Below are 20,661 nucleotides of genomic sequence, written 5' to 3' on the forward strand. Positions count from 1 at the left end.
CTACTCCTCATTTAGTCATTTTGCTGTATAGGCGGCATGACGGCATCCATCAGTTCTAAATGCCCTTTAATCACCCCTTTCAACACAATAAATTGCTGGCTAATATGTCTGAGTTCAGAACTTGCGCCCTGCATTAACATGACTTGCAATATCTTTTGTTGGTCGAGCTGGATATGAAGTGAACTAATCACCTGTGCTAAAAACTGTTGCTGTAAATCGACCAATTGATTGCGCAAGGTCATTTGGCTAGCGTCATAAAGTAGCGTTAAGGTGCCCACCATGACTTCATTGGCCTGTGCTTGCTCTGCAATCAGGTGTTTATTAATCATGTCGACTATGGCTTGCGAGCGACTTTCATAGTTCTGCTCGACAATTTTTTGATCGAGTGCGTTAAGTGTCGTTTCAGGTACGGTAATACTGATTCGAGCCAACTTTTGTTTTGCCACAGTCTTATCCTTTTGTTTTAGGCGGCTGATTGTTTTGCTTGATATATACGCCTGCACGTACGCTGAGCAATTCGACTAAAAAGGCTTTTAAAGTTGGCTTTGGTTGAACCACAGGTTTTACATCATTCATATCGCACCTCTAGCTTGGTATTACCAAATTCAGTTTTTGTATTACTGATATGAGATGCAGAAAATGTGCCAGTTTTTAAACATGGTTTTGATAGGCTTGACAGAAATTTATGAGTGATTTTTGGGCAAAAAAAAAGCCCCATGCACAGGGATGGGGCTATTTCTTTTAATCCTTAGTTATGTTTCAATAAATCATTCTGATTAAAAAGGAATCCATCTTTAGGAGCCTCTATTTTTATATTATTTATTAAAATTTTAAAATCATTAATCGCTTTATTTGTATTATTACCTTCGCCTTCATATGTCACTAAGATAACTCCAGCATTAGTACCTGATGAAGCACTGATAAGAAAACGTTTATCAAAATTGGTTGTAAATACATTAGCTTGATAATTCATACCACTACTCAATGGAATATTAATATCCTCATTAACCAATGTTACCCCTTTCATTTTTACTAGTCCTTGTTTCGGAATTTGTAGCGAAGTAACCAGATATTGCATACCCTCTTCTATACCTTTGGGATAATATATTGAAATTATAATTGCCTGTTTACTCGCTTGTTTTATTGCAATTAGCTCTTCATTTTGACCTTTGCTAATATCCCAGTGATCTTTTAAATTAACTACAATATTTTTATATTTTACTTCTTGAGCATAAGTCGGAGTAAGTAAATAAAAAAACATAAATATTAGTAATAAAATTCTTTTCATAATAATTTCATTTTTGTTCTTGAAGTATCATATTAAATATCATTCACAGAGTCGAATCTATTCAATAATTTAATTTTGTCTTTAATCTTATGACTGATTAATCATCGTATGTGCCCATACTGATAAAGACTCTAAAACAGGCTTAAAAGATTGGCCTAATTCGGTCATTTCATAAACCACCTTAATCGGTGCTTTTTCACCATAAACAGTTCGAGATATTAAGCCACTTTGCTCTAATTGCTTGAGTTGAAGGCTTAAGGTCATTTCTGTGATCGTTGGCATTAATTGATTGATTTCATTAAAACGTTTTGGCCCATCTTTTAGATAATACAGAATAACGCCTTTCCATTTTCCACCCACCAAATCCATAGCCATACTGATATGACATGGATAGGTTTTTCCATTCATGGTGATTTCACATTTATTTTCAGTATTTGCCATTTTTAAACGCCACCTATCAACTTTGATAGTTATTGTACACCCATACTATAAAAATTATAGTGACTATGATTTTTATAGCTACAAGGCATTATTATGGCTTTACTTATTTTGGCCCATCCCTACTACGCTCAATCAATTGCAAATAAAACGATAGTGAATGAACTTATAAAAACCTATCTGGACCTTGAAGTCCGAGATATTTTTCAGCTTTATCCAGACTATAAAATTGATGTAAGTGCTGAACAAGAGGCGTTGCTACGCCATGACACCATCATTCTGCAATATCCTATGTTCTGGTTTAATATGCCGGCAATTTTGAAATTATGGTTTGATGAAGTTTTTACTTATCAGTTTGCTTATGGCTCTCAAGGCGACAAATTAAAAGATAAAAAAGTCATTATTAGTATGACGGTCGGGCAAAAAGAAGCCGATATGGTGAACGACCGAGAAAACTTAGCGGATAGTTTTTTAAAAGCGGTTCAATATTCAATTCAATATACACAAATGCAGTTAAGCGCCACTTACTTGCTTTATGACGTTTCGCCTTTATCAGGTAATCCAGAGTCGAAAATTAAATTAGAAGCTGTTGAACATGGTCATAAAGTATTAAAGCATTTGACCGAAGCATAAGGTTTAAAGAGAGCATCGATATTGATGCTCTCTTTTAGGTTTAAGCGACTGGTGCCAAGGTAAATAGCACTTGTCCTGTTTTTACGGTTTGACCTTTTTCAATGGTAATGGTTTCTACCTTCATACGTTCCGGCGCAATAATTGGAATTTCAATTTTCATTGCCTCAATCACTGCAAGGGTTGCACCTTCTTCAACAATATCACCCGATGCACATTCGATTTTCCAGATTGACCCCGGCATGTGTGATTCGACTGTACAGCCTCCTTCAGGAATAACTACAGTTTCACCTTCATCAACCGCATCTAGGCTTTCAGAAATATATTCTTGCAGGCCTGCTTCGTGCCAACGGCGGCGTTCAGCCTCAAAGTTAGCTTGCTGTGTATCTTTAAAGGCTTGAATGCTGTCTTGATGCGTCTTTAAAAACTCGTTGTATTCTTTTAAGTTGAGTACACCATCTTCAATACGAAGTTGTAGACGACCTGCCTTAAAGTCTTCACGCATTTGCAGAAGTTCAGCCTCAGAAACTTCATAAAACTTAACTTGGTCAAAAAAGCGTAATAACCACGGTTTGCCATCTTCGAAGTCGGCATTTTTACGATAACGACTCCACATTTGAGTGGTACGACCAACGAATTGATAGCCGCCCGGCCCTTCCATACCGTACACACACATATACGCACCGCCAATGCCGACCGCATTTTCAGGTGTCCAAGTTCGCGCAGGGTTATATTTTGTGGTGACTAAACGTTGGCGTGGATCGAGCGGCGTCGCAACGGGTGCACCTAAATACACATCGCCTAAACCCATCACCAAATAGTTTGCGCTATAGACCACATCTTTGACCGCTTGCTTAGAAGCTAACCCATTAATACGGCGGATAAACTCGACGTTATCAGGGCACCACGGCGCATCTGGACGAACAATTTGTGTGTAGCGCTCGGTGGCAAGCTGAGTTTGTGAATCTTCCCAAGCCAAAGGCAAATAGACCGTCCGTGAAGGCACCTGTATATTTTGAATGTCAGGTAATTCGGCTTCTGCTTGTTGAAGTTTCTGTAAAAGCTCAAGTTGATCGAGTTGAATTGAATCAAAATGAATTTGTAGTGAACGAATACCCGGTGTTAAGTCGATAATACCCTGAATGTTTTGATCTTTGACCCATTGCATGAGCGCATGAATACGGAAGCGTAAATTTAAATCGAGTACTAACTCACCATATTCCACCAACAAATAGCTATTTCCTGCTGGTCGATAGGTCACGCTTGGTAAGTCAGCTTTACCGTCTAAAGTTGCCAAAACTGCTTCTTTTAAAGTGTCGGGTTCTACTTGAATGGCTGGGTTAAAATCGATCTGAGTTGTATCAGCCGCAGTTAAGCTTTGATGATATTTTTGATCGAGTGCTTTTGCTTGCGCGTAACTCACAGGTACAAATTTAACTTTTTCGCCTGCTTTAAGCTGCCCGATTTTCCAAAGCTCGGAATGAATGACTACCGCAGGGCAAACAAAGCCACCTAAGCTCGGACCATCCGGACCCAAAATAATTGGCATATCGCCCGTAAAATCAATTGCCCCAATCGCATAAGCATTATCGTGAATATTGGATGGATGTAAGCCTGCCTCACCGCCGTCTTCACGTGCCCACTCAGGTTTTGGACCAATTAAACGAATACCTGTACGACTTGAGTTATAGTGAATTTCAAACTCATTGGCAAAGAACGTATCAATATCTTGCTTAGTGAAAAAATCTGGTGCGCCATGAGGTCCATACATGACGGCAATTTCCCAGTTTTGGGTAAAGCTAGGAATTTGCGCTTGAGCTAAAGCTGTAGTCGATTGAGTAGAATATTCAGTAATTGGCAGCATATCGCCAATTAATAAATTACGACCTGCGTGTCCACCAAACTGCCCTAAAGTGAAAGTCGCCTGTGACCCTAAATACTCAGGAACATCAAAACCACCTTTCACGCCTATATAGCTACGGCAACCTGAACGGATAAGCCCACATTTTAAAACTTGGCCTTTTTTTACATTGATGGTTTGCCACATCGGCACAAGTTCACCATCAAGTTTTGAAGGCATATCACCGCCTGTAATGACAATTTGGCTATCGCAGTGAAACTTTAAGGTCGGCCCTTGCAAGGTACATTCAAGCCCTGCGGTATTTGGTTCATTGGCTAGAAGCTGGTTTGCCACCGTTAAACTGAGTGGATCGATGGCACCTGATGGCGGAACACCGACATCCCAATAACCTAATCGACCTGTTACGTCTTGAATGGCAGTTTGAATGCAAGCCTGCAACACCTCAATTTTTTGAGTTTTCCATTCAAAGGTATTTAAAAAACGAGTGGTTTGAGTTCCAAGCGCCAATACATCACAAGCAATAATGTTTTGTAAATATTCTAAATTGGTTTCAATGCCTGCGACTTGTGTGTTGGCAAGACTAGCACTCATTGCCTGTATAGCTTGGTCTCGAGTTGCAGCAGTCACAATGATCTTGGCAATCATTGGGTCATAAAAAGACGACACTGTTGAACCTGTTTCAACCCATGTTTCGACTCGTGCTTGCGGGTCAAATTTAACGTGTGTGAGTAAGCCGGCACTTGGTTGGAATTGTTTAATCGGGTCTTCAGCATAAAGACGAACTTGAATGGAATGTCCTGTTGGCTCTAACTTTTCAGTCGGTGCTGACCAATCACCACTTGCCAAAGTAACCATCCATTCGACTAAGTCGACACCAAATACTTGCTCGGTCACCCCGTGCTCAACTTGCAAACGGGTGTTCACCTCTAAGAAATAAAACTCTTGGGTTTCAGTGTCCATGACAAACTCAACTGTGCCTGCCGAGCGATAGTTCACCGATTGCATCAGTTGAATCGCAACCTTTTGAAGGTAGTCGCGTTGCTGTTCATTTAAGTGTGGTGCAGGTGTTTCTTCAATCACTTTTTGATTACGGCGTTGCACCGAACAATCTCGCTCACCCAACGCTAAAACTTGGCCTTTCCCATCACCAAAAATTTGCACTTCGATGTGACGCGCATGTTGTACAAATTTTTCTAAATACAAACCTGCATCTTTAAAATTGACCTGTGCCAAATAAGACACGGTTTGATAGGCATCTTTTAACTCGGTTTCATTCCAAACCAGACGCATACCAATACCACCACCGCCCGCGGTACTTTTCAGCATGACCGGATAACCAATACGAGCTGCCTCAAATAAGGCCTCGGCTTCATCGGAAAGTAATGAGCTACCCGGAAGTAAAGGTACATTGCTTTTAATAGCCAGCTCACGTGCAGTATGTTTTAAACCAAAATCGAGCATTTGGCTTGAAGTTGGCCCAATAAACGCAATACCTTGGCTTTCACATAAATCACAAAACTCGGCATTTTCAGACAAAAAACCATAACCGGGGTGAATGGCTTCTGCTCCCGACTGTTTAGCAACCTCAAGGATTTTTTCAATATTTAAATAACTTTGATGAGCGGGCGCAGGACCAATCAGAAAAGCTTCATCGGCCAAAGTCACGTGTAAAGAATCACGGTCGGCTTCGGAGTAAACTGCAACCGAAGCGATCCCGAGTTTTTTAAGGGTGCGAATTACGCGACAGGCAATTGCACCGCGGTTAGCAATTAGAACTTTTTTAAACATGCTTACCCCCCTTCCGCTTCACGGACAACCAGTTGAATTTGGGTTGGGTTGTAGGCATTACATGGATTATTGAGCTGAGGGCAATTGGAAATTAAAACAATTAAATCCATTTCTGCCCGAACTTCGACATATTTACCCGGTCCTGAAATTCCATCATCAAATTTAAGCTGACCGTCTGGCGTTACTGGCACATTCATAAAAAAGTTAATGTTTGGGCCGATGTGACGGACATTTAAACCATGCTTTTTTGCAATCGGATGTTTTGCCAAGGCATACATAAAGTTGTTACGGCAACTATGCATAGGGTACGTTTCATGTGCATAGCGAACTGTATTACTTTCACATGAACAGGCGCCGCCAATGGTGTCATGGCGCCCGCAGTTATCATCATGAATAACCGCAATTGGACGGCCAAAGTTGCTATAGAGCTTGGTGCCCTTTTCTAAATAGATTTGTTGGTTGATGGCCAAAGTGTCCATTGCGCTATAACGCTCAGTTGGATTTTCGGCACTCATAAATAAAGTATCGACCGCTTGGTTTCCCTCAAGGTCAATAATTCGAAAATATTGGCCCTTTTTAACCTCGCACATCCACGCTTCACCCGCAGGACAAACTTCATTTAAAACTGCTTTTTCAAATGATTGTAAAACTGTCATGATGCTTCTCCTGATTTAAATATTGCTAAGCGCGTAGTAGCGGGCTGTGTTTTGAAAGGCACGCTGATTTTGCGAACATGCATCGCGACAAATATCGCTATCTGTTAGAGAGTTGGCTTTAAATAGACTGAGTTGAATATCAGCAGGTTGATAGATTGGGCTGGTGTCTAAACCATGCGGTGCAGCAGATAAAAATAGCAAACAGTCCATTTCAAAGCGCAGTTCAATGCTTTGATCGGTATTGTCAGAACTGACATAAGACAAAGCGCCGTTTTCATCTGGTGCAACTTTAGAAAATAGGTTAACGGCGGCGCTCAGGTCTTGGCTGGCAAGTCCGTATTTACACATTTCAATGAGTAAGCTGTCCAAGCCGTTTTGGTACATATCATTGCGGGCATCTTGAAATGTGCGCGCACCAAATTGCTTTTCAATTTGCTCAGGTCGGCTTGGGCCACAAAGTGCATCGTTCCAACCATGGTCATCATGAACAATGGAAGCCATGACACGGCCAAGGTCTGAATAGAGCACATTGGATGCTTTTAAATAGGCGGTGTGTTGCCCTTTTAAACTGTCAGGCATGTTAAAACGTTCAAGCACATCGGCAGCATTTACACAAAATAAAGAAACATTTGCCTGAGCGCCAAGCGATGTAAATCTAAGAATGGTTCCTTTTTGAATTCGACCCGACCAGTGGTGTCCTCCGGGTAAAAGTTCGGTCCAAATCGCCTGATTGTTATGATAACTTGCAGTGTTCATAGCTACTCCTGTCGGATAGTTTTAGACTTCCTCCCGGGCTTTTATCCCTCCGTGTAGTTCGCTAGGAACCGTGAACTCTCGGTCCAGACATACTGTAAGTATCGGAACCCTAGATCACTTTTGATTGGTTATGACTATGCAAAGGACATGCCAGCTTAGTATTACGGTTTTGGTTAAAAGTAATACTAAACTTGAGCTGTTTGGGTGCGGTTTAAGTTCAAAAATGAAAATCTGCACTAAAAATTGTGCATCTTGAAAATAAAAAAGCCCCTTTTACTAAGAGGCTTAAGACTAAATTATAAGAGAGCGTATTAAGGAAGCAGAATGACCTTACGGCAGTCCTCTTCTCTTTCATTAAAAATGCGGTATCCCTCTGCGGCATCTTCTAATTTCATTCGGTGGGTAATAATCGTTTCAGGTGTTAATTCGCCGCGCTCAATCAGTTCTAAAAGTTGCGGTAAATATTGATGCACATGGGTTTGACCCATTTTAAAAGTTAGTCCTTTATCAAAAGCATCGCCAAATAAAAAACCATGAATTGGGCCTGCATATACACCCGGTACGCTGACCACACCACCACGGCGAACCGCCGCAATACATTGACGAAGCGCTGCACCACTTGAACCTTCAAGCTTTAAATTGGTCAGGACTGTTTCAATCACACTGCCTTTGGCCTCGAAACCAATTGCATCAATCACAGCATCGACACCACGGTAATTGTCGGTATGTTGAATAATAAATTCGGCAGCATCGACTTCATCAAAATTAACTGGAATGGCACCGTATGTTGCCGCTGCATAGTTCAATCGATAGTCATTGTGATCGACCATAAATATCTTTTCAGCACCGAGCATCTTGGCACAAGCAGCACTTAACAGTCCGACTGGACCAGCACCATAAATTGCAACGGTTGAGCCACGTTTCACTTGGGCATTGGTCACGGCTTGCCAAGCAGTCGGTAAAATATCAGTCAAGAAAAGTACTTTTTCATCTGACAATGAGGTTGGCACTTTAAAAGGGCCTTTATTGGCTTTTGGCACACGCACATATTCTGCTTGCCCGCCCGGTACACCGCCGTAAAGATGGCTATAACCAAACAAAGCTGCGCCTGGTGGAATCTGCTTTTTATTAATAATTGCGCCGCGCCCTGTATTAGTTGTTTCGCAAGCAGCAGTTAGGTCAAGTTGGCAAAAGAAACATTCACCACAGGCAATCACAAAAGGAACAATGACACGATCCCCCTTTTTGACTGCGGTGACAGCTGGACCGACCTCTTCAACCACGCCCATAAATTCGTGCCCAAAGATATCGCCTTCTTCGGTTCTAGGGATTTTGCCTCGATATAAATGTAAGTCAGAGCCACATATCGCTGTGGCAGTCACGCGTAAAATGATGTCATCTGGTTCTTGAATAATAGGGTCTGCTACTGTTTCTACTCGAACGTCTTCTGCACCGTGGTAAGTTAAAGCGCGCATATTGTTATTCCTCTATTTTCTATCATGTCCTTTGATTATGAGGAGGCTTTCTTTACGGTTTGCAACGATTCTTACTTTTCACGTAAGGCGTATAGTTCAAATGCAACGCGATAGGAATTTCAGTAACATTTAATGAATGTAGGATTATTTCTGCTAGACATGTTTTGTTATTTACCCCAATAAAAAAGCCAATCATCTCTGCAATAAAATAATTGGCTTCGTCTTAAAGATTTGACTCAATCTAACTTGAGTTGCTGTCTGAGCTTTAAGATATCGACCAGACCTTTATCTCTGGTTTGATATAAATCGATATCTTTATATTGTGTTAATAGCTGATTGGTTTGTGCTTCCAATAACTCTGTTGTCTCGTCTGAATGTTGAAATGCGTGCATATCATTCCACCATTCTGTCATTGGTGGGCCTAAATGATGAATTGCTTCTTTAAAGCCCTTTTGGTTGGCAAGCTGCATATTAATGTAGGGGCCAAAGAGCGCCCATCTTAAACCCGGCCCGCTGGTAATCGCGACATCGACATCTTCAGCAGAGCACACGCCTTGTTCAACCAGTGAAAAAGCTTCTCGCCATAGCGCAGCCTGCAAACGGTTTGCGACATGCCCTTTTACTTCTTTATTTAAAACAATTGGATTTTTGCCCAGTTGTTTATAGAACTCAGAAGCCTGTTTTAAAATTTGAGGATCAGTCAAATTACCGCCAACGATCTCGACCAAAGGTAAAAGATGAGGTGGATTAAAAGGATGACCTAATAAAATACGTTCAGGATGCTGCGCCTCTTTTTGAAAATCGGACACTTTTAAGCCCGATGAACTTGAAGCAATAATGGTGTGTTTGGGGCAATATGCTGTGATGTGTTGATATAGCTGTTGTTTCACATCGAGACGTTCAGGGGCATTTTCTTGAATAAAATCTACATCTGAAACAGCATCTTTTAAATGATTAAAAATTTCCAGATGAAGCAGCGCATCTGATTGAGAATGGGCGTGTTCAGCATTTTGATCTAAAGCCAATAAATCATTTAAATTTGCAGATATTCTATTTTTAAAGACCGCTTCATCTAGAGGATATGGGTCATAGACCTTAACTTTAAATCCTTTATATAAAAATAAGGCAGTCCAACTCGCACCTATTACACCTGCTCCAACAACACCAACCATTTTAATGACTTCCATATTTTCCTCGTAAGAATGTTGTTTTATCCGAAATTTCTTTACTCAATTGAATGCTAAATAAACATAACAGATTCAACCAATCAATAAATTTAATTGTTTATATTTTATATAATTTGTCCTATATTCCTTAGCTTGAAAATTTATTCCTTCCATCCATATAGCTTCATCTTTTACCATTTTTTAACCGTTATTTACTGAATTTTATGTCAAAAAATCTAGCAACATTGATTGGTTTAAGCGCCATTCTCATGTGGGCATCTCTGGTGGGCTTAATGAAACAAGTCAGTGCCGCCATTGGGCCTGAGCTAGGTGTTACGTTTATTTATTCTTTAAGTGCACTACTGTTGCTTGCCATTTTCAAAGTTCCAGATTTTAAGCAGATCTCTAAAAAATACTTAATATTTGGCACAATTCTATTCGTTGCTTATGAGGTATGCTTTTCATTTGCGATTGCTTATTCTCAGACAGCACGGCAAGCAATTGAAATCAGCATCGTTAACTATCTGTGGCCGAGTTTAACGGTTTTAGCTTTTGTTATTTTTAAGGAATTAAAGTTTAATTTCCTTATTATTTTAGGGCTAATGCTTTCAATTTTCGGCATTATTTTTATTCAAATTGGAAGCGGTGATTTTAGTTTAAATAGTCTTGTCGATAATTTTCATAGCAACCCACTGAGCTATATTTTGGCATTTGCAGGCGCCATCATTTGGGCTTTTTATTGTGTACTCACCAAAAAATTAAGTAATGGGCAAAATCCAATTTCCATTTTCTTTGTTGGTGTCGCGCTCACGCTATGGTTCAAGCTGCTTGTGTCGGGGCAATTCGCTATTCCATCAATGGATATTCCAACAGTCATGACCCTTTTAGTAGCATCTGCTGCCATGGGTTTTGGTTATGCTGCTTGGAATATTGGCATCATTCATGGAAACATTACCGTGCTTGTGGTGGCCTCTTATTTCACCCCAATTATTTCGTCTATTTTGGCAATGTTTGTTTTACAAACTCAACTTTCGATGAGCTTTTGGCAAGGAACAGCAATGGTGACGGCTGGTTCCTTTATTTGCTGGGTTTCAACCAACTGGTCTGTGATTCAGCCTTTCTTTAAAAAATTAAGAAAAGGTCAAAAAGTATTGTAGATTTACCAAAGTGAATTTTTTAAGTATGCGATAACTCCGACGAAGAAGAATTCCCCGATTGCCTAAAGCGTGCTAACATCCAAATTCTGACAATTACCAATGTCAAAATAATTTCTAGAGGGAATAAGATGTTAAAAACTCAAAAAATCAACATCGTACAAGAATTTGATGCACCCGTAGACAAGGTCTTTGCAACCTTAAGTGAGCATGAAAACCTAAGTAAGCTTTTTGCTCCTGCTAAAGTGACTCGTATTAGCAACGGAAAAGACGCTCGTAATGGTGTTGGCTCTGCACGCAAAATGTCTATTCCATTGACCCCTTCATTTGTAGAAACCAATTTAGTCTACAAAGAAAATGAACTGATCGAATATGCGATTACCAGTGGCATTAGCCCAATTAAGGGCCACCGTGGTGTCATGAAATTTACTGACTTGGGAAATAATCGTAGTCGTTTGGATTACACCATTAGCTTTAAAGGTCGCGTACCATTTATTGGCCCTATCATTAAAGCCGCTCTACAAAATGGTGTAAGTCGTGGGCTTAAAAAACTTAAGTTTTAATCGCCGCATCTAAAAGAAAAAGCCCAATCACGGGCTTTTTGTATTTAAGGTTTAAGTTGAATGCTCAGATAGCATAAATAAAAAGTAATCTAATAATTTATCTCGTTCATCTACGCTATTGGCACTTAATAGCTGAACCATTGCCCCATCAATTGCAAATAGAAACATGTGTGCGTCTTTTATTGAAGCGGTAGTTTTGACGGTAAGAAGCAGCTTATAAAGCTCATTTATAAACCAATTTCTATAATCAACAACCACTCGATAAGCCGTTGCATAACACTTTTCAATTTCAAAAATTGCTTTAAATGGTAAACGATAAAAGCCTTCTAAATTGGCATGTAAAAAGTAAATTTGCTTGAGTTTATCGAACACCATAAGTTCTCTGTATGAATTGATAATTGAAAGAACTTTTACTTTGAGCGCATCCGTTTGAAAAGTTAGACACATCTCGATCAGTCGTGCTTTTGAATGAAAGATGTTATAGAAAGTAGCTTTGGGAATTTTGGCTTCAGCAATAATTCGGTCAACCCCCACCGTGTTAAATCCATCTTGAGTAAATAAATCTTTTGCTGTGTGCAGCACTCTGAGTGCTCTAAATGAAGATTCTAAATTTTTCATATATACCGCTTAAAATAATTTTTTGTTGTATGTAAAAGAGATAGAAATGCCGTCACTCTTAAATTGAGTGTTAAAAACAGGCATGCAAAAGCCGCACAATAAAGGTGTGCTCGCCTATCTCGGGTTTATTGTTGCTATGTTTTAGTCGTAACGATGTTTAGGCGTAAAAACCTAGAGTCGTCTAAACCGATTTATAGACTGTTTAAGCGGTATGGCTAGAGAGAGTTTGGGAAAGGCCAAAAATTGAGAAGAATTAGTACGCATAGCGGACTCCTAGATGAAATAGAAGTTCTACCAGATCACTGCTAAATGATTATGGTGGCAGAACGAAGAAGGGTTAGCAGACCAGTCATCTAGGAACTGGCACGCCCGAAGGCGTCCCTCCTCCGTCCTACCGCTACGAAGGGGGACGAACGAGTTCACCACCAAAAAATTAATTTTTTGATGTTCTAGATGAAAACGGTCTGCTAAAACCGACTGGCAATGTAGGCCAGCAGGCAAAGGATAGTATTCGCTATTGTTGGCGTCAAGCGTGGGAAATGACAATCGTATTAAAGTAGAGCGGTTGAAGGAAATAAAAAAATAGGTAAGTCAATCATCATTGAAATTCAACTTACCCTAATCCTATTAATTTTAGATAAATGTTCTATAAAGTTTTTTGACTATATAAAATTAAATTTTTATGGTTCAACCATTTCACCACTATAAAAAACTCTATTGGAATTATTCGTTAAACTTAAAGTCATTATTAAGTGATCTTGATCCAATTCATTAAACTTAGAAACCTCTATTGTTCTTCCATTATCACACTCATATAAAGCATATATTGACAACTCCTTATCTATAAGCTTGGAGTATCTAGTTTCTCCTTCTAAGTGATTTTTAGTATAAGTACAAGTTCCAGAAGTATTTAATTCAGGTCTATTAGCATTTTTAAAATCCATATTAAAAGAGATTCCTTTTTCATCAATGAAATGGATATCTAATTTTAAGTGTGAGGGTCCTAAAGTTGTTAAATTAGGTGAGCTAAGATTTGTCGAAGTACTTTCATTTAACTCCTCCTCTAATACTTTAGGTTGCTCTTCTTGAGATGAAATATCAATATCCTTCGTATAGGAAGCACTACTCTCAGTTTGATAATCAATATTATTTATAGGATTGTTAAATTTATTCTCATCTTGATATACGCTATCAGTTTCACTGTAGGCTGGTTGCTCAACATAGCTTTTCGGTGAATTCAATAAATAAATTATAATTCCTACACATACAAAAATAATTAAAATTAAAAAATAAATAAGTGATTTACCTTTTCTTCTTTCAGGTTCTGTATAAACAGTTTTTAAATTTTTCTCATAGGAATTCGATTTTGAAAATTTATTCTTTAGCGCATCAAAACTTAGACCAATTGTTCCTAGAACTGTTATAGCTGCCATAACAATTAAAGGAGCAATAACTGAGCCTAAAATAAAAACACCTACTGTCCCCATAAAACTATGAGGTTCTATAATTGAATAAGCAACATAGTAAGGCAATAACAAAGCTAGAATATAAATACACCAAACAAAAAAATATCCGAATATTAGTAATAATGCCTGCACAAATAAGCTCCACCCAAGAATTTATCCCAGTGTAATATATTGAGCTTTTATTTGTTACTATTAAGGCTATTTAAATAATCAATCTTGTATATAACTAAATATACTCAACCTTATTTTTCTACTTAATATTAAAAATACTTTAAGCTTTTTTGAGATTATTTTCAGCTGTAATCTTCAAATTAATTTTAACTAGAGTTAACGAAGCAAGAACTAAGTAACCCACCTAATCCATCAACTTTTTACGGCGATACAATCCACAGTTCCCAGAAAATAACGCAGCCAACAAACAAGTAATAATGGCATAAGTGGCAACATTCATTCCAAATAGCTCAACAGCTAAAATAATAGAGGTCAACGGTGCCTTACTTGCTCCAGAAAACAGACTTACCAACCCTAAGCCTGCAAGCAATGAAATTGGAAGATTTAAAACCGCCCCTAAAGCATTCCCTAATGTCGCACCTACATAAAAGAGTGGCGTAATTTCACCACCTTTAAAGCCTGAACCTAAAGTGATGGCTGTAAAAATAGTCTTGTTAAAAAAGTCGTAAAACTCAATCGGTACATAAAAAGATGAAATGATTTTATCTGTACCCAAACCGTTGTATTGCTGATGCGCAGTGAACAACGTAAGTAGCATAATGACAATACCACCCGCCATCGTTCTTAATGGCAAATACCGAACGTATTTATAAAAAACGTCACTCGCAAAATGAATGGCTGCAATAAAGAAACGTGCGACTAGACCGAAGATCAGACCTGCCACAATTAAGTTCATGAGCGTGCCAAAATGAATGGCTGGAAACTCACTAATCACATAAAAAATATGCGGATGAACAATATCAAATAGCTCAGGGATAGCCGATGCAATCAGAGCCGACACAAAACATGGAAAAATAGCTGAGTATCTTAAATTACCTAAAGCAGTAATTTCTAAACCATAGATTGCACCCGCTAGAGGCAAGCCAAACACCCCTGCAAAGCCTGCACCAATACTGGCGATTAAACAGATTTTTCGGTTGTCTTCCGAGATTTTTAATATATGGCTCAAGTGGTCAATTAAGGCACCCGAAAGCTGAACCGCTGGGGCCTCACGCCCTGCCGAACCACCAAACAACTGCGTTAAAATTGAGGTGATAAAAATGATGGGGCTCATTCGTTTTGGAATGAACGACTTCGGCTGGTGAATTTCATCAATCAGTAAATGAGTTCCCCGCTCAATCGGTGATCCATATTTTTTAATGAGATAGCCAATACCAAAACCCACAAAAGGTAAAAAGTAGATCAGCCAGTGATGCAGACTTCGGACTTTGTTTGAAATATCAAAAGCGACAAAAATTAAGGTCGAAGCTAGCCCTGCTACGACTCCAATCACGATCGAGATGACGAGCCAATAGACACTGTATTTTAGAATTTGATCATATTCAGATGAAGGTAGAATTTTCATTCGCTTTCTTCAATTCGCCTTTGAGTGAGTGCCAAATTCTCAAATTGTTTTTATGCTGCCAGCTCATTAAGTGAGAAATGCTTAAACTGGGCTAAAAATTAAAGCCCGCATAAGCGAGCTTTCAATACAGTGATTAATTTTCACATCACTAAACTGTGATAAATATCTCACAATTAGTGCTGATTTTCAAGCTGAAAATAGTTAACGAGTACTGTGAAAAATAACAAACTGAGTGAATAAATAAGCATTCGATTTGACCCAATCAAAATAATGCTTAAGTGAGTCAAATCATTTATTCAAAACTTAATTAATACTCGCAATCACAGTTTCTGCATGGCAGGTCGCGCCCTTCTCTGCGCCAATCTGAATAACACCACTACGATGTGCCAGTACCTGCACTTCCATTTTCATGGCTTCCATAATGGCAACCACTTGGCCTTCTGTGACTTGCTCACCATTTTCGACTTTCCAAGTGCTAATCACACCATTAATTGGAGCAAGTAAATGCTCAGCGCTCACTTCTGGCTCGGCAGTCTGCACTTGAACTGCGGTTGCTGGGCCTTGTGCAAACATGCCCGCAGGTAAACCTAACCGGTGTAACTTGCCATCAATTTCAATGTAGCTAAGCAGCATTGGCGTTTGATGATTTGGAATGCCACGTTTAGTTGGCTTTAATTCCTGTTTGAAGTCATTTTCAATCCAGCGCGTATGTACATTAAATTCATCTGTAAAGTCAGGTTCATTAAGTACCGCACGGTGAAAGTCTAAAACTGAAGCTACACCTTCAATTTTAAATTGTTTTAAAGCACGTTTAGCGCGAGCAATTGCAACTTCACGAGTTGGGCCGGTCACAATCAGTTTTGCCATGAGTGAGTCAAAATGGCTAGACACTAATGACCCAGTGCGAACACCTGTGTCCACGCGTACACCATGACCAAACGGTGCTTCAAATAAATTCAACACACCAAAGGCTGGAATGAAACCACGTGCTGGGTCTTCGGCATTAATACGAAACTCAATAGCATGGCCTTGTGCTTTCGGGGTTTCTTGAATAGAAAGCTCATGACCCTGTGCCACGCGAATTTGCTCAACCACCAAATCGACTTTTGAGATTTCTTCAGTCACAGGGTGCTCGACTTGCAAACGAGTGTTTACTTCTAAAAATGAAAGCTTGCCGTCACGACTCAGTAAATATTCAACTGTTCCCGCACCCACATAGTTTGCAGCCTGACAAATATTTTTTGCCGAGCTTAAAATTTGCTGATAAATCTCATCGCTAATAAATGGCGCGGGCGCTTCTTCAACTAACTTTTGATTACGGCGTTGCAACGAACAATCACGTGTGCCAAGCACCACAATGTTTCCATGTTGGTCTGCTATCACCTGCGCTTCTACATGGCGCGGTTTATCAAGATATTGCTCGACAAAACACTCACCACGGCCAAAGGCAGCTTTTGCTTCACGTACTGCCGACTCATAAAGCTCTTTGACTTCTTCGAGTTTCCACGCGACTTTTAAGCCACGGCCACCGCCACCAAATGCGGCTTTAATAGCAATCGGTAAACCATATTGTTTGGCAAACGCTAAAGCTTCATCTGCATTATTAAGTGGATCTTGCGTACCCTGAACCAAAGGCGCACCAACGGAAGCTGCAATTTTACGTGCTTCGATTTTATCGCCTAGTTTTTCAATGGCACTTGGTGATGGCCCTACCCATTTTAAGCCCGCATCAATCACGGCTTGGGCAAATTCAGCACGTTCAGATAAAAAACCATAACCCGGATGGACCATGGTTGCTTTCGATTTCTTTGCAACTTCGATAATGGCTGGAATATTTAGGTAAGTCTCGCTAGCAGTCGCACCAGCCAAACCCCATGCTTCATCTGCAAGTTCGACATGCATGCTGCCAATATCGTCATCTGCATATAATGCGACCGATGAAATGCCCATATCACGGCAAGCATGGATAATACGAACGGCAATTTCACCACGGTTAGCAATCAATAATTTTTCTGTATTCATCTTTCATTCTCAAAATCTGTAAATTCGGCAATTTTTTTAAATTTGATGCGGCAACCTGCCGGAATCTGTGCCACCAAATCCCAATGGTGTTTAGCTACAGAGGCAATGACCGGATATCCGCCCGTTAAAGGGTGATCATTCATAAACAAAACGGGCTGACCACTCGGTGGAATCTGCAAAGCACCAATACATGTGCCTTCACTTTCCAGTTCATGGGTAATTTTGCGAGTTAAAGACTGTGCACCTGAAAGTCTTAGCCCGACTCGGTTGCTTTCATTGGTCACCAGCCATTCTTGCTGACATAGCAGTTCAATACTGTCTTGTTCGAACCAATCGGTACGTGGGCCCATCACAATATCTAGCTCAACGACTTCGCCAGCTTGTGGCAAATCGGTTTTACCAACTTCATTTACGCTAATATTGGTTGCCTTTACTTGCCCTTGATAAATGGTATCTCCAAGTTTTAAAGGCTCTGGCCCTAACACTGCCAAGCTGTCAAACGAAGCACTATTCAGTACTGGTTCAACGTCTATACCACCACGAACTGCCAAATAGTTTCTTAAGCCTGCTGTTGGTGGCTGAATTTGAAATTCATCGCCTTCATCCAAACCAATCGGTTGATAGCTTGCAAAGTCTGCGGTTTGACCATCGGCAAATTTCACCCGAATGTTTGAAATCGCACCTGCCACCGCAATAACGCTCGCATGCTGCATTTTGGCTTTTAGACCGCCATTTAAAACTTCAATGACAGGTGTATCGGTTGGGTTCCCGACAACACGGTTAGCACTATGCATGGCAGACAAATCCATTGCACCTGCAACCCCAACACCAATATTGGTTTGATTTAAGCGTCCTTCATCTTGAATAAGCATTTGTAAACTTGGCGCAGTGACCGTAAATAGTGGCAGAGATTGTTTCGGCTCAACTGTACGCGTGATTTGCTTCGGTACACTTACAGTGGTTGGGCTATGCGTGACATCTTCAAAATGAACGGTCATGCCCGGTAACAGCAATGCAGGATTTTTACGGTCTAAATCCCACATTTTTTCCGATGTTGTACCAATCAGCTGCCAGCCGCCCGGACTGTCTTTTGGGTAAATACCAGAGTATTTTCCAGCCAAGCCCAAAGAACCTGACGGTATTTTTTTACGCGGAACCGTTAAGCGCGGAATATCAGTAAAAGGCTTATCGGGACTGCTCATATACGCAAAACCCGGTGCAAAACCAATAAAAGCCACATTCCATACGCTTTGGTGATGTTTTCTAATCACATCGGCAACAGATAAACCTTGCGACTCGGCAACCTGCGCAAGGTCTTCACCATCGTAACGAATCGGCACAAGCACTTCTTGGCCGCTACGCTCAAATCCAGAATCAATTTTGAGGCTCTGAATTGAAGCAACCAGCGTTTTAAAGTTGGTTTCGATCTCATTAAAGAAAACCAAAATTGTTTTTGCAGCAGGGACTAAGTCTTTAATTCCATTCAATTGCGTATTTTGCAATTTATTGTACAACGCCAATGTTTCTTCTAGGCTTGCAAGCTCAATTAGAAAACAATCGGCGTTTACCGATAAAAAACGCATTTGTTTATCCTTTTAATTTTTCTTTAGTCCAATTAGCCAATCCAAGCACGGTCAGGAATGTCGGTAATAAACATGTAACCCGGCGCATGACTAATCGCAAAAGGAATTTTCGAGTTCATGACCGCCGCTTGCGGCGTTACTCCACACGCCCAAAACACTGGAATTTCACCCGCTTCAATACGAGAAGCATCGCCAAAGTCTGGCTTATTTACATCCTTAATGCCTAAGCTTTCAGGGTGACCAATATGTACAGGCGCGCCATGTACACTCGGCATACGTGCTGTAATTTTTACCGCTTCACTAATTTGATGCGATGGAATTGGTCGCATGGAAACCACCATATTTCCTGAAATACGGCCTGCTGGTTCACACTTGATATTGCTCAAATACATCGGCACATTGGTGTCGTCATGAATATGACGAACTTCAATGCCCGCTTCTTGCAAAGCTGTTTCAAACGAAAAACTACAGCCAATTAAGAAAGTCACCAAATCAGGACGAGCGTTATAAATCTCTCTTGCATCGGTCACTTCATCGACCATTTCGCCATCTTTCCAAATGCGATAACGCGGAAAGTCGGTTCGAATGTCTGAGTCTGCTGCAAGCTTAGTTGCATAGATGCCTTCTTCGAGCACATCAAGCACTGGGCAGCTTTGCGGATTACGGTGTGCGTAGAGTAAAAAGTCATAGGCCCACTCTTTTGGCACCGAAATCATGTTGACCTGCGTCATACCTGCGGCCATGCCTGCTGTCGGTTTATCAAAACCTGCACGGATTTTTAAACGCGCATCTAATGCGGCTTCAAGCTGAGCTGGGTCGACTTTAATATCCTTATACATGGTGCTAATCCTTATGCTTTATTTACAAATGGGCGAATTTCAATATTGTTTTTTAAAAGCTCGGCTTTAATGGCAGCCGACATCTCTAGCGCACCATCGGTATCACCATGTAAGCAAATGGTGTCGGCTTGAATTGGGGTAAATACGCCGTCAATTGACTCAACTCCACCATTTTTAAGCATAGACACCACACGGCTCGCAACAAATGCCGAGTCATGTAAAACCGCACCTTCTAGACGGCGAGAAACTAATGAACCATCACTGTTATACGCACGGTCTGCAAATGCTTCTGATACAACTTTTAAACCAGCCGCACGTGCTTGCTCGACTAAGTTCGACCCAGCCAAAGCCACTAAAACCAGTTCAGGGTTATACATTTTAATGGCATCAATCACGGCTGCTGCTTGAGATTGGTCATGGGCAATGGTGTTGTAGAGCGCGCCATGTGGTTTAACGTATTGCACTTTTGAGCCTGCTACTTTCGCCAAACCATCGAGTGCAGAAATTTGGTAAAGCACATCGGCAATCAATTCGTCACGTGACAAATCCATATTACGGCGGCCAAAGCCCACAAGGTCTGGGTAAGACACATGGGCCCCAATAGTCACACCAAGCTCAACGGCTTTACGAACCGTTTTTAAAATGCCGAGTGGGTCGCCAGCATGAAAGCCACAAGCAATATTGGCACTGGTCACGACAGGTAAAATCTGGTCATCATTACCCATTTTCCATGAGCCAAAGCTTTCACCCAAATCACTATTTAAATCTACAAACATGGCATT

General features: G+C 40.4%; 19 protein-coding genes and 1 riboswitch. Of the genes, 3 read left to right on the plus strand and 16 right to left on the minus strand.

Annotated features, from left to right (window positions below; translation table 11 throughout):
* Positions 1–11: 11 nt before the first annotated feature.
* The 4 genes from AW165_RS11360 to AW165_RS11370 form a co-directional block, all read right to left on the minus strand.
* Complete coding sequence (locus tag AW165_RS11360) at positions 12–446, minus strand: CopG family ribbon-helix-helix protein (protein WP_060465887.1); 435 nt, start codon at positions 444–446, stop codon at positions 12–14.
* A 4-nt stretch (positions 447–450) separates the two neighbouring features.
* On the minus strand, positions 451–576 hold the full coding sequence (locus AW165_RS19240) for a hypothetical protein (protein ID WP_001000625.1): 126 nt from the start codon (positions 574–576) through the stop codon (positions 451–453).
* A gap of 172 nt (positions 577–748) precedes the next feature.
* A complete protein-coding gene (locus tag AW165_RS11365; protein WP_060465888.1) occupies positions 749–1,288 on the minus strand; it encodes a hypothetical protein in 540 nt (179 codons plus the stop codon).
* 87 nt (positions 1,289–1,375) lie between these two features.
* A complete protein-coding gene (locus AW165_RS11370; protein WP_000024061.1) occupies positions 1,376–1,729 on the minus strand; it encodes a winged helix-turn-helix transcriptional regulator in 354 nt (117 codons plus the stop codon).
* 93 nt (positions 1,730–1,822) lie between these two features.
* Between AW165_RS11370 and AW165_RS11375 the strand changes: the two genes are divergently transcribed.
* On the plus strand, positions 1,823–2,359 hold the full coding sequence (locus tag AW165_RS11375; RefSeq protein WP_060465889.1) for an NAD(P)H-dependent oxidoreductase: 537 nt from the start codon (positions 1,823–1,825) through the stop codon (positions 2,357–2,359).
* A 40-nt stretch (positions 2,360–2,399) separates the two neighbouring features.
* On the opposite strand, the gene uca is transcribed toward AW165_RS11375, so the two are convergent.
* From uca to AW165_RS11400, 5 genes are all read right to left on the minus strand, one after another.
* Positions 2,400–6,005 (minus strand): urea carboxylase, encoded by a 3,606-nt coding sequence (gene uca / locus AW165_RS11380; protein ID WP_060465890.1) that lies wholly within the window; start codon positions 6,003–6,005, stop codon positions 2,400–2,402.
* A 2-nt stretch (positions 6,006–6,007) separates the two neighbouring features.
* Positions 6,008–6,661 carry an urea amidolyase associated protein UAAP2 gene (locus tag AW165_RS11385; protein ID WP_060465891.1) on the minus strand — a complete coding sequence of 218 codons (654 nt, stop codon included), beginning with the start codon at positions 6,659–6,661 and terminating at the stop codon, positions 6,008–6,010.
* A 15-nt stretch (positions 6,662–6,676) separates the two neighbouring features.
* On the minus strand, positions 6,677–7,417 hold the full coding sequence (locus AW165_RS11390; protein WP_060465892.1) for an urea amidolyase associated protein UAAP1: 741 nt from the start codon (positions 7,415–7,417) through the stop codon (positions 6,677–6,679).
* 28 nt (positions 7,418–7,445) lie between these two features.
* Positions 7,446–7,541, minus strand: a riboswitch (guanidine-I (ykkC/yxkD leader).
* A gap of 187 nt (positions 7,542–7,728) precedes the next feature.
* Entirely contained in the window at positions 7,729–8,892 is a 1,164-nt protein-coding gene (locus tag AW165_RS11395) for a zinc-dependent alcohol dehydrogenase (protein ID WP_014206331.1), read from the minus strand.
* Positions 8,893–9,128: 236 nt separating this feature from the next.
* A complete protein-coding gene (locus AW165_RS11400) occupies positions 9,129–10,079 on the minus strand; it encodes a 3-hydroxyacyl-CoA dehydrogenase NAD-binding domain-containing protein (protein ID WP_060465893.1) in 951 nt (316 codons plus the stop codon).
* Between the two features lie 203 nt (positions 10,080–10,282).
* On the opposite strand from AW165_RS11400, the gene yddG reads away from it, so the two are divergent.
* Together yddG and AW165_RS11410 are read left to right on the plus strand one after the other, a co-directional pair.
* Entirely contained in the window at positions 10,283–11,215 is a 933-nt protein-coding gene (gene yddG, locus AW165_RS11405) for an aromatic amino acid DMT transporter YddG (protein ID WP_060465894.1), read from the plus strand.
* Positions 11,216–11,343: 128 nt separating this feature from the next.
* Entirely contained in the window at positions 11,344–11,775 is a 432-nt protein-coding gene (locus AW165_RS11410; RefSeq protein ID WP_017481476.1) for an SRPBCC family protein, read from the plus strand.
* A 51-nt stretch (positions 11,776–11,826) separates the two neighbouring features.
* Here AW165_RS11410 and AW165_RS11415 read toward each other — a convergent pair whose 3' ends face one another.
* From AW165_RS11415 to AW165_RS11445, 7 genes are all read right to left on the minus strand, one after another.
* Positions 11,827–12,393 (minus strand): TetR/AcrR family transcriptional regulator, encoded by a 567-nt coding sequence (locus tag AW165_RS11415; RefSeq protein WP_060465895.1) that lies wholly within the window; start codon positions 12,391–12,393, stop codon positions 11,827–11,829.
* A 680-nt stretch (positions 12,394–13,073) separates the two neighbouring features.
* Entirely contained in the window at positions 13,074–13,991 is a 918-nt protein-coding gene (locus tag AW165_RS11420; RefSeq protein ID WP_045899617.1) for a hypothetical protein, read from the minus strand.
* Between the two features lie 223 nt (positions 13,992–14,214).
* Positions 14,215–15,435 (minus strand): chloride channel protein, encoded by a 1,221-nt coding sequence (locus AW165_RS11425; protein ID WP_032038307.1) that lies wholly within the window; start codon positions 15,433–15,435, stop codon positions 14,215–14,217.
* 303 nt (positions 15,436–15,738) lie between these two features.
* The gene (locus AW165_RS11430) at positions 15,739–17,457 is read right to left on the minus strand and encodes an acetyl/propionyl/methylcrotonyl-CoA carboxylase subunit alpha (RefSeq protein WP_060465896.1); all 1,719 of its coding nucleotides are present in this window, start codon (positions 17,455–17,457) and stop codon (positions 15,739–15,741) included.
* On the minus strand, positions 17,454–19,040 hold the full coding sequence (locus AW165_RS11435; protein WP_060465897.1) for an urea amidolyase family protein: 1,587 nt from the start codon (positions 19,038–19,040) through the stop codon (positions 17,454–17,456). Before AW165_RS11435 ends, AW165_RS11430 begins: the two co-directional genes overlap by 4 nt.
* Positions 19,041–19,072: 32 nt before the next feature.
* Entirely contained in the window at positions 19,073–19,888 is an 816-nt protein-coding gene (locus AW165_RS11440) for a putative hydro-lyase (protein ID WP_171254250.1), read from the minus strand.
* Positions 19,889–19,890: 2 nt separating this feature from the next.
* On the minus strand, positions 19,891–20,655 hold the full coding sequence (locus AW165_RS11445) for a LamB/YcsF family protein (protein ID WP_060465899.1): 765 nt from the start codon (positions 20,653–20,655) through the stop codon (positions 19,891–19,893).
* Between the last annotated feature and the right edge of the window lie 6 nt (positions 20,656–20,661).

The organism is Acinetobacter sp. LMB-5 (genome assembly GCF_001541635.1).
Lineage (GTDB): Bacteria > Pseudomonadota > Gammaproteobacteria > Pseudomonadales > Moraxellaceae > Acinetobacter > Acinetobacter pittii.

What these genes read in the sequence shown, in the direction of transcription:
- AW165_RS19240 (WP_001000625.1), bottom strand. Translation starts at nt 576, where the DNA reads ATGAATGATGTAAAACCTGTGGTTCAACCAAAGCCAACTTTAAAAGCC.
- AW165_RS11365 (WP_060465888.1), bottom strand. Translation starts at nt 1,288, where the DNA reads ATGAAAAGAATTTTATTACTAATATTTATGTTTTTTTATTTACTTACT.
- AW165_RS11370 (WP_000024061.1), bottom strand. Translation starts at nt 1,729, where the DNA reads ATGGCAAATACTGAAAATAAATGTGAAATCACCATGAATGGAAAAACC.
- AW165_RS11375 (WP_060465889.1), top strand. Translation starts at nt 1,823, where the DNA reads ATGGCTTTACTTATTTTGGCCCATCCCTACTACGCTCAATCAATTGCA.
- uca (WP_060465890.1), bottom strand. Translation starts at nt 6,005, where the DNA reads ATGTTTAAAAAAGTTCTAATTGCTAACCGCGGTGCAATTGCCTGTCGC.
- AW165_RS11385 (WP_060465891.1), bottom strand. Translation starts at nt 6,661, where the DNA reads ATGACAGTTTTACAATCATTTGAAAAAGCAGTTTTAAATGAAGTTTGT.
- AW165_RS11390 (WP_060465892.1), bottom strand. Translation starts at nt 7,417, where the DNA reads ATGAACACTGCAAGTTATCATAACAATCAGGCGATTTGGACCGAACTT.
- AW165_RS11395 (WP_014206331.1), bottom strand. Translation starts at nt 8,892, where the DNA reads ATGCGCGCTTTAACTTACCACGGTGCAGAAGACGTTCGAGTAGAAACA.
- AW165_RS11400 (WP_060465893.1), bottom strand. Translation starts at nt 10,079, where the DNA reads ATGGAAGTCATTAAAATGGTTGGTGTTGTTGGAGCAGGTGTAATAGGT.
- yddG (WP_060465894.1), top strand. Translation starts at nt 10,283, where the DNA reads ATGTCAAAAAATCTAGCAACATTGATTGGTTTAAGCGCCATTCTCATG.
- AW165_RS11410 (WP_017481476.1), top strand. Translation starts at nt 11,344, where the DNA reads ATGTTAAAAACTCAAAAAATCAACATCGTACAAGAATTTGATGCACCC.
- AW165_RS11415 (WP_060465895.1), bottom strand. Translation starts at nt 12,393, where the DNA reads ATGAAAAATTTAGAATCTTCATTTAGAGCACTCAGAGTGCTGCACACA.
- AW165_RS11425 (WP_032038307.1), bottom strand. Translation starts at nt 15,435, where the DNA reads ATGAAAATTCTACCTTCATCTGAATATGATCAAATTCTAAAATACAGT.
- AW165_RS11430 (WP_060465896.1), bottom strand. Translation starts at nt 17,457, where the DNA reads ATGAATACAGAAAAATTATTGATTGCTAACCGTGGTGAAATTGCCGTT.
- AW165_RS11435 (WP_060465897.1), bottom strand. Translation starts at nt 19,040, where the DNA reads ATGCGTTTTTTATCGGTAAACGCCGATTGTTTTCTAATTGAGCTTGCA.
- AW165_RS11445 (WP_060465899.1), bottom strand. Translation starts at nt 20,655, where the DNA reads ATGTTTGTAGATTTAAATAGTGATTTGGGTGAAAGCTTTGGCTCATGG.